The sequence below is a fragment of the Pseudoxanthomonas sp. 22568 genome, assembly GCF_052044485.1.
Taxonomy (GTDB): Bacteria; Pseudomonadota; Gammaproteobacteria; order Xanthomonadales; family Xanthomonadaceae; genus Pseudoxanthomonas_A; species Pseudoxanthomonas_A beigongshangi.
In genome coordinates, this window is the sequence record NZ_JBQENC010000012.1 from 1 (window position 1) to 9,091 (window position 9,091).

General features: G+C 70.5%; 8 protein-coding genes. All 8 read right to left on the reverse strand.

The annotated features are described in order from the left end of the window. The coding region (locus tag ACTJI2_RS14900; RefSeq protein ID WP_440841607.1) for a putative porin at nucleotides 1–1,623 on the reverse strand (1,623 nt) is incomplete at its 3' end. A 64-nt stretch (nucleotides 1,624–1,687) separates the two neighbouring features. Next, complete coding sequence (locus ACTJI2_RS14905; protein ID WP_203323832.1) at nucleotides 1,688–2,377, reverse strand: TonB C-terminal domain-containing protein; 690 nt, start codon at nucleotides 2,375–2,377, stop codon at nucleotides 1,688–1,690. Nucleotides 2,378–2,381: 4 nt separating this feature from the next. Continuing rightward, the gene (locus ACTJI2_RS14910; protein ID WP_183645121.1) at nucleotides 2,382–2,792 is read right to left on the reverse strand and encodes an ExbD/TolR family protein; all 411 of its coding nucleotides are present in this window, start codon (nucleotides 2,790–2,792) and stop codon (nucleotides 2,382–2,384) included. A 10-nt stretch (nucleotides 2,793–2,802) separates the two neighbouring features. Next, nucleotides 2,803–4,611, reverse strand: coding sequence for a DUF2341 domain-containing protein (locus ACTJI2_RS14915; RefSeq protein WP_440841225.1), 1,809 nt, complete (start codon nucleotides 4,609–4,611; stop codon nucleotides 2,803–2,805). Between the two features lie 29 nt (nucleotides 4,612–4,640). Next, entirely contained in the window at nucleotides 4,641–6,212 is a 1,572-nt protein-coding gene (locus tag ACTJI2_RS14920) for a ShlB/FhaC/HecB family hemolysin secretion/activation protein (protein WP_440842648.1), read from the reverse strand. A 360-nt stretch (nucleotides 6,213–6,572) separates the two neighbouring features. After that, nucleotides 6,573–7,082, reverse strand: coding sequence for a hypothetical protein (locus ACTJI2_RS14925; RefSeq protein WP_192199648.1), 510 nt, complete (start codon nucleotides 7,080–7,082; stop codon nucleotides 6,573–6,575). 104 nt (nucleotides 7,083–7,186) lie between these two features. Further along, nucleotides 7,187–8,482: a PstS family phosphate ABC transporter substrate-binding protein gene (locus ACTJI2_RS14930; protein ID WP_183645090.1), complete on the reverse strand. Its 1,296-nt coding sequence runs from the start codon at nucleotides 8,480–8,482 to the stop codon at nucleotides 7,187–7,189. A gap of 167 nt (nucleotides 8,483–8,649) precedes the next feature. After that, nucleotides 8,650–8,985 carry a hypothetical protein gene (locus ACTJI2_RS14935; RefSeq protein ID WP_183645087.1) on the reverse strand — a complete coding sequence of 112 codons (336 nt, stop codon included), beginning with the start codon at nucleotides 8,983–8,985 and terminating at the stop codon, nucleotides 8,650–8,652. Nucleotides 8,986–9,091 lie beyond the last annotated feature (106 nt).

Genomic DNA, 9,091 nt, shown 5'->3' on the forward strand with positions numbered 1-9,091 from the left:
CCAGACCTTGCGGTCGAAGGCGTAGGAGGCGCCCAGGTAGTAGCCCTTGGCGTTGGTGCCGCCGAGATGGAAATTGGAGTCGTTGAACCCGTCCGGCAGCGCGTCCGGGTCGATGCGCTTGTAGCCCAGCCAGGCGTTCCAGTCGCCGGCCTGGGCCAGGGCCAGGTCGCCGAAGGTGGCCTGGACCAGGTAGGCGGTGTCGCCGCTGTCCAGGTCGGCCACGGTGGGGGTGGCCCCGGCCGGGGTGGCCAGGTTGGTGACCAGCCCGCCGTGGGCGCGGGTCCACATCCGCTGCGGGTCATAGGCGGTGTTCTTGACCCCGTGGGCCTCCAGGCGCAGGCGGGTGCCGGCCAGGGCCGGGGTCTCCCAACTCAGGTTCACGTCCACCAACCTGAAATTGGCCGCCAGGCCCACGTACTGCGGCAGCGGGGTGTTGGCCGGGTCCAGCGGGTCCAGGGCGATGTTGCGCAGGAGCATGAGGGTGTTGCCCTTCTGCATGAACGCCGGGCGGGTGCCGTCGGTGCTGCAGACCTGGGCGCCGGCGTACAGCGCGCAGGGGGCCGAGTACTCGCCGGAGATGTTGCGGAACTGGTAGTAGGCCAGCGCCGCGCGCAGGGTCTGGTCCTCCCCGAAACGCCAGTTGGCGCCCACCTGCAGGCCGTTGAGCCACTTGTCGCGGCTGGCCTGCTTGTCCTGACTGGTGGCCGGGAAGTTGTCGGCCGAGTATTCCAGCGGGCTCAGGCCCAGGGTGGCGAACAGGTCCAGGCCCTGGCCCACGGCCCGTTCGTACTTGACCGCCAGGCCGTCGAAGTTGAGGTCGTTGGAGAACAGGATGTCGGTGGACCAGTAGGGGTTGGCGAAGCGTCCGCCGGTGAACTCCAGGCCCGGCAGCGGCGACCAGGCCAGCCAGGCCTGGTCCAGCCAGGCGTCCTTCTTGGCCAGGCCGCCGCCCAGGGTCTGGGTGGTGGAGACCGGGCCGTCGTCGTTGCCGGTGGCCAGGCGCACGCCGGCGCGGGTGTGTTCGCCCAGTTGGGCCAGCACGCCCAGGCGGGCGCGGATGCGCCAGGAGTTGTTGCGGTCCTGGCGGGTGTTGCGCAGCGGCGGCAGGTCCAGGTGGGTGTTGGGGTTGATGTCGTAGCCATCGCCGGCGTTGATGCGGGCCCAGTCGGTCTCGATGGTGCTGTTGCGTTCGGAGAACAGGCGCGACTCGTTGCGCACGCGCACATCGCCGGTGACCTGCACGCGCTGGGTCCACTCCGGCACCGCGTCCGGGGCGGCCCAGCGTTCGGCCTTGGCCTGGGCCAGCACTTCGGCCTTGACCTCCTCGCGGATGCCTTCGCGCACGGACTCGGGGATGTAGGGCACGCGCACCTCGCCCGGTTCCAGGGCCGGGCCGGCGGCGCTGGCGGCCGGGCGGGCGGCGGCCTCGCGGCGGGCTTCCTCCAGCAGGGCCTGGCCCACCTGGGGGGTGAGCGCGCCGCTGTCGATGAGGCCGCGGATGAGCTTGACCAGGGTGCTCTCGGCAGCCGGGGCCTCCTGGGCCTGGGCGGCGGTGGACAGGACCAGGGCCAGGCCGATGCCGGCGGCCAGGTGGCGCAGGCGGGAAAGGGGAAGACGGGTCATGGGCAACTCACAAGGCAGGAAAAAGGGGCGGGAAAAGGGGGCAGTGGTCGGGATGGGGGGCGGGTCAGCCGGCGGGCCGGCGGCCCTGCACCAGCACCCGGGCCGGGAAGGTCAGCGAGGCCGGCGGGCGTTCGTCCACCCGGCCCAGGGCGCGCACGGCCTCCAGCACGGCCTGGTCGGCGTCGGGGTTGCCGCTGCCGCGGGCCAGTTCGACCCGGCTCAGTTCCCCGCCGGGGCCGAGCCAGACGTGCAGGGTCAGCTGGAAGGCCAGCGGGCGCAGGCGTTCGTCGCGGGCGATGGCCTGCTGCAGGACGTAGCCCAGGTAGCGGCCGTAGGAGGCGTTGCCGGCGCCGCCGGCGCCGACCCCGCTCATGCCGCCGCCGCGACCGGACTGGATGCCGAAATTGTCGGTGCCGGCCTGGGCGTCGGCGTTCATGGTCACCGGGTCGGCGGTGTCCGGGGTGGGCGCCTCCTCGGCCGGCTTGGGCACGTCCTCCAGCGGCTCGGGCTCGGGCATGACCTCTTCCGGTTCCACTTCCGGTTCGGGTTCGGGCTCGGGTTCGGGCGGCGGCGGGGGCGGCGGCGGCAGGGTCAGCACCGGCACGGCGGCCACCGGCCGGCGGGTGCTGGCCGGGTCCTTGAGCAGCAGGTAGCCGACCAGGCCCACCAGCAGCGCGGCCAGCAGCAGCGCCCCGAGCAGGGCCGGCCAGCCCGCGCGCAGGCCGCGGCCGGGACGGGGGTCGGGCGCAGTCATGGCCTCACCCCTGCGCCTTGCCGGTGACCAGGCCGACCTGGGTCAGCTCGATGCGCCGCAGCAGGTCCAGCACTTCCACCACCCGGGCGTACTGCACCTGGGCATCGCCGCGCACGATGACCGGGAAGTCCGGGGTGATGGCCTGTTCGGTGCGCAGGCGCTGTTCCAGCTCGGCCAGGCTCACCGGGTAGGCGTCCAGGAAAATCTGCCCGGCGTTGTCGACCGTGATGGCCTTGGTCTGCGGCTTCTCCAGGGCCTGGCTGCTGCTGGCCTTGGGCAGGTTGACTTCAATGCCGGGGATGGTGGCGTTGCTGGTCAAAATGAAAATGACCAGCACCACCAGCAGCACGTCCACGAAGGGGGTGACGTTGATGCCCTTCTCGCGTTTTTTGACACCCAATCGCTTGGCGGCCATGGCGCGGTCCTCAGGCCCGCACCGAGTGCAGCACCGACGGCACCGGACCGGCGGCGTCGAACTCCTCGGCCAGGCGGGCGCTGAACTCGTCCACGAACACGGCCATGTCCGCGCCGATGGCCTCGGCGCGGGCGGCCAGCCAGTTGTAGCCAAACAGGGCCGGGATGGCCACGCCCAGGCCGGCGGCCGTGCACAGCAGCGCCGCGGCCATGCCCGGGGCCACCGAGTTGATGTCCACCGCCCCGGCCATGGCCGCCACCGCGAACACCAGCATGATGCCGATGACGGTGCCGAACAGGCCCACGTAGGGGGCGCCTTCAATGGTGGTGGACAGCCAGTTCATGCGCCGGCTCATGCGCTCGCCTTCGCGGATGACCTCGGCGTCCATGGCCGCGCGGATGGCCGCCAGCGCGGCCGCGCTCAGGCCGTGGGCGTGGGCCTGGCGGCCCTTGAGTTCGTCCATGGCGATGGCGTACAGCCGCCACAGGCTGGCGTGCTCGCGGATATCCGCGTCCAGGGTGCCCTGGCGGGCGCGTTCCTGCAGGCTGGCCGCCGGCAGGCCGGCCACCTGCTGGTACTGCACGGCGAAGGCCGCGTTGGCCCGGCTGACCCGCCCGAAATACCGCCCCTTGGCCAGCATGATGGCCCAGGACAGCAGCAGCATCAGCCCCAACACGATGACCACCACCCAGGCGTCCACCGGCATGGACTTCAAAATGAACCCGAAATGGCTCACCCCGGCGTTCTGTTCGTCCTCGCCCAGGCGCACCAGCCGCGCGGCCGGGCCCTGCGAGGCCACCTCGGCCAGCAGCGCGGCCGCCGGCCGGGCCACCTTGGACAGGCGCACCTCGTCCAGCGCGCCGGTGAACGGCGCGGCGGCCACCGCCCCGGCCGGGGCCGGGGTGCCTTCGCCGCCGACCCAGGCCGGACCGGCCAGCGCCGGCAGTGGGGTCTCCACCCGCGCCACTTCCCGCCCGCCCACGTACAGCACCACCGCCCCGGCGTCGGCGGTGAAGGCCAGATGGCTCCACTGCCCGCTCGGCAATGCGGCCACCGGCGCGCTGCGCGCCTGGTCCACCTGCACGAACGGCACCCCGTTGTCCACGCCCAGCCACAGCAGGTGCTCCCCGTCCCGGCGCAGGTACACGCTCTGGCCCGGACCGGCCGCCTCGGGCTTGACCCAGGCCGAGAAGCTCATCGTCCCGCCGGCCGGCACTGCCAGCGAGGCCGAGGCCGGCAGCTGGAAGGGCGCGGTGCCCAGTTGCGCGCCGCGGCCGATGAGGGCCGCCTCCAGCGCGGTCAACGGGCCGCTGGCGTGGTTGCCGTAGGCGGTGGTGTCCTGGACCTGGGCGGTGGTGCCGGCGAAGTGGTAGACGGCGGTGTAGTCCGGGTCGAACACCAGCTGGCCGTTGCCCGCGGCCGGGGCCTGCGGGTTGCCGTAGTACATCCACAGGGTCTGCGCCGCGCCCGGGGTCACCGCCGGCACGTCGACCCAGACCAGGGCCATGGCCGCGGCCGCGTCGTAGCGCTCGACCTGGTGGTTGAGCACGGTGTGCCCGTCGGCGGCGATGAAGCGCAGGTCCTGGCCGCCCTCGCCCACCCCGTCGAAGGCGAAGTTGCCCGCGTGCAGGCGCACCAGCACCGGCAGCCGGCCCGGGCCGGTGGCCAGGCCCGCGCCCTGCGGGCCGGCGTCCACCGTCAGCGGCTTGCGGTACTTCCAGTCGGCCTGCCACCAGGCCGGACCGGGTTCCTGGGCCCGGGCGCTGGCCTGCAGCGACAGGCCCAGCAGCATCAACAACAGGAGAAGGACGCGTTGCATGGAAAAATCTCCAGAAAAAGAAATGAGGGTCAGTAGCTGGCGCCGACGCTGACGTGCAGCCGGTCCGCGCCGCGGGTGGTGGTGGGCCCGTCCAGCAGGCTGTGGCCGTAGTCCAGGCGCACGTCGAAGTGCTCGCCCACCCGGAAGCTGGTGCCGACCCCCAGCGACGCCAGCGAGGCCTCGGCCTCCTGTTCGGGCAGTGGCCGGCGCAGGCCCAGCCAGGCCCCGTCCAGGTAGCCGTGGAAGCGCCACTCGCGCAGGCCCCAGCGGGTCAGCGGCGCGCTGCGCCACTCCAGGGTGAACATCGCCCCGTAGTCGCCGATGGCCTCGGCCGAGCGGTAGCCGCGGGTGGTGTACATGCCGCCGGCGGCGAACTGCTCGCCGGACACCAGCGGCTGGTCGGTCAGCTGCGCCGACACCCGCGCGTACCACTGCGCCCCGCTGGCGAGGCTGTAGGTGTCGCTGACATCGGCCTTGAGCACGAAGAAGCTGGCATCGGCATAGGCGCGCTTCCAGTCGAACGCGTCCGCCCCGCTGCCGTAGCCCAGCACGCTGCGCGCGCCGAACACCGCCTGCAGGCCCAGCGCGAACTGGTGCCGCTCGCCCTGGCGGAACCCGCTGTAGGCCAGGGTCACCGGCGCGTACTTCAGCGGCGCGAAGTCGCTGGCCATCCCGGTCAGGGCCACCGCCTCGTCCATGTCCTTGAAGTCCACCCCCAGCGTCCACTGGTGCCACCAGGCCCCGGCCTGCGGCAGGGTGTGGCTGAGCTTGAGGCCCACCGCGTGGCCCTTGCCGGTGACCTGGGTGGTGCCGCTGGAGACCACGTTGCTGTCGGAGCGGTAGCCGGCCACTTCCAGCTGCCAGTCCGGCCCGCCCAGCGGCAGCCGGTAGGACCCGGACCACACGCTGGCCTCGTCCACGTCCTCCGGGGCGGCGAACCAGGTCAGCGAGGCGCTGTGCTCGCGCTGCCACAAATTGTCGTGGCCCACGCTCAGGATGCTGCGCAGCGGGGTGGTGTCCACGCTGTGGTCGTTGTTGACCGTCAGGCTGGCCCGCCACGGCGCGGTGTCTTCCACCTTCAGGTCCACGTCCATGGTCCCCTCCGTGGCGCCGGGCTTGACCAGCGGCACCACCTGCCGGCGCGCGGTGCGGTTGAGCGCGGCCAGCTGGTCCTGGGCGCGGGTGAAGTCCGGCACCTGCCCGGTGGCCAGCGCCGGCACCGCCGCGCGCAACCGTGCCGGGTCGTGGTGCCGGGCCCCGACCACGTTCACCGTCCCGACCCGGGTCTGGGTCACCTGCAGCACCACCACCCCGCCGCTGACCTGCTGCTCGGGCAGGTCCACGTACACGGACTGGTAGCCGCGCTGCTGGTAGGCCGCCTGCAGCGCATCGCGCGCGGCCTCCACGTCGGCCAGCGTCCGCCCCGGGCCCAGGTACGGCATCACCGCCTGCTCAATCTCCCGCGCCGCCAGCACGCTGTTGCCGCGCACCCGGTACTCCTGGATGCTCACCCGCTGAACCGCTCCGCCCGGCGCGCTCGGCGCCTCCGGTGCCTCGGCTGCGGGCGGGGCGTCCTGCGCCTGCGCGGTGGTGCCCACCATCAGCACGCATACGATCCGCGCGAGCGCGGATGCTGCTCTTGATCCATCCATCGATTTGTTCACCCGAAGCGAAATGGCCTTGGTGGATGCGACGACGCGCATTCCACTCGTCTCTGTTTTCTAGACGCATGCAGCCGTGGGGATCCGCAAACATTTTTATGACAGTGCTGTCATATTCGGCCGCGATCGCGCGAGGGCGTCAGCCGTGCGAAAACCCGCCATGCGCGCTCCCGCGAGAAGCACGCAAAAAAGCCCCGGGCGGCGGATACCGGCCGGGGCCACACGGACATGTTTCATCCCGATGCGCGCGCCGGGATCCCGATTGCCTCCCGTACGCCGCACGAATCCCTGTTTTCCGTATCAGCCTTCGCAGAAGCAGGTGGCGGAGGCAGCGGTCCATCCCTTGGCCGGAGCACCCACCGCCACGGTGCAGCTCGCCTGCTCGGCGACCGACGTCGGCAGCTGGAAGCTCTGCTTCTGCGCCATGCAGGAACGCACCTTGCCCGGATCCTTGCTGATCGCCTCGCAGCTGGCGAGGATCGCTTCGGTACCGTCGCTGGCGGCGGCATAGTTCTCCGTGGCGATCACGCCCTCGGCATGACTGCTGTAGCCGACGCCGAACACTTCGGCCGACTTGGCGTTGGCACCACACTGATAAGTGGTGCTGCAGATGCGGAAGTCGCCCTGGGTGGCGTTGCCCCACGCCTTGCCCACCACGGTGACCGCGCCCGGGTAGTGGGTGATGGTGCCGCAATGTTCCGGATCATCACTCTGCTGCGCGAACACCTGTCCTGCGACCAGGCAGGCGGCCAGCGCCAACAACACCATCGTGGCTCTCCGGATCGCACTCTTTACGCTGTTGGTATGCATGTGTTGGTTCCTCGATGCTGTTCCGCTCATGGAAGCGGCGGGGATATTTCCCCGCCGCCGGTGTGGAAGGACGCCGGCGTACCAGCGTCTTTCGATTGCGTGGATCAGAGGACGCAGGTGGTGATCGTGTTCTGGACCGAGCTGCGGTAGGTGGCGCTGCCATCCAGGTAGGCGAAACCGGCCGGCGGAGCGGGACGGTTGGCCTGGGTCGCCAGGAAGTAGCCCAGCAGATCGCGCAGCGCGGTGGTGCTGGTGCCGTTGGTGTTGCGATAGCCGGCCAGGTAGGTGTACGCCAGGATCGGATAGGTCACGCCGGCCGGGATCGTGCTCGGGCTGATCAGGCGCAGGCAGGCCGGGTTCGCCATGCCGGTCACCGCGACCGGCGCGTTGCTGGCATTGAGCACCTGGCCGGACAGCGGCGCCGAGATGCTGATGGACGCCGGCAGCGCGGCCGGGCTGGCGCTGTTGACGGTCGGGAACTCGGCGCCCTGCGCATCCACTTCCGGATAATCGGCGTAACCGATCGACGCGGCGGTGGAAACGACGGAGGTCACCACGCCCGGGTTGCCGGACACGGCCGCCGAGGCGGCATACAACGGCGCCGCCGAACCAGCCGCCGGAACCGCCGCGGCAAAGCTCTGGTTGGGCTTGAAGTAACCGGCGGGGATGCTGAACTTGCCATTGCAGGCGGTCGCCAGATAGCTGGTGAAGGCGAAGCTGGTGCCGCTGCCGTCCGCGCGGTACACGACGCGGATCGCCGCGGTGGAACCAGAGCCCGGGATGCTCGACCAGTTGGTCACGCGCGCCGAGAAGATCTGGCACACCTGCTCGGTGGTGAGGTTGGTGAAGCCCAGGGCCGAGTGGTTCGGCAGCGCGATGGCGCCGGCCAGCGTCGGGATCTGCCACAGCTCGCGCGCCGCGCGCGGGCCGCCGTTGAAGCTGGTCACGTCAGCCTGGCTGATCGGCGAATCGGTACCGATGTAGTTCGGCGCGGCGGCGGTGCCGCTGAAACCGGCCGGGCTGGTGCCGGACTGGTAGTTGCCGCACTCGCCGTTGGCGTTGATCACCGAACCCACGCCAATCAGCACGGTCTTGCCGGTGCCGCTACCGGTCTGGCAGTAGGAAATCTTGTTGCCGGTACCCGAGGCGAAACGGGCGAACAGGGTGTCCGGCGGCGTCAGGGTGGCGATCGGCGTGGTGGCCACCGTGTTGGTGGTGTTGCGCGACAGGCGCGCGCGAACCGGGACGGTGGTCAGGAAGTTGTCACCCACATAGGACTGCACCGGGAAGGTGGCGCCGCCGCCAAACAGATCGGCAGCACCGGCGGAGCCGGCAACGGTCATCGCGGCGAAGGCGACGACGGCCAGCGGACGCACACGCAGGAACTTGGAACGACGCATAACGAGAACTCCTTTTGAGAAGGATCACCATGGCGAGGAAGGAAACAACCGCGCATCGAATCGTGCGCGGTTGCCTGTCCGCCCGTGACCACGGGCGGCAGGTTCAAGCCTGCGCCCGCATTGTTCCCGCGCGAAGAAACTACGGTGTCGTTCCGGTGAACCCACCGTCACCGTTTCGCAATGTTTCCCGTCTTCTGCATCGCTTCCGGATGCACGCGCGCCAGATGGCGCAGCATCCGCTCGCGGGTGATCTCCGCGTTGGCCGACGTGTACGACTCGATCGCCTCCTTGACGTCCGCTTCGTCGTATCCGCTCATCTCCAGGATCGCGGAGATGAGCTCATTGAATACCTCGACCGTGGCACGGTCGTGCCAGACCTTGGCGGGAATGAAGTAACCAATCGGCATGCCGCCGTGCGATACCACCATGGGCTGCCTGGCGTGGAGCATGTGCTGCTCGAGCCGCTTGCGGAACTCGTAAACGCTCACGAATGCGTCACTCATGATTCCCCCTGTGCGTGCCTGTCCATCTGCATGTGCCTCCTCTGCCATGAAGTCCGATGCACCGCGTCTCGCTGCGATGCGCCCGCGGACACCGGGTGGTGTTGTC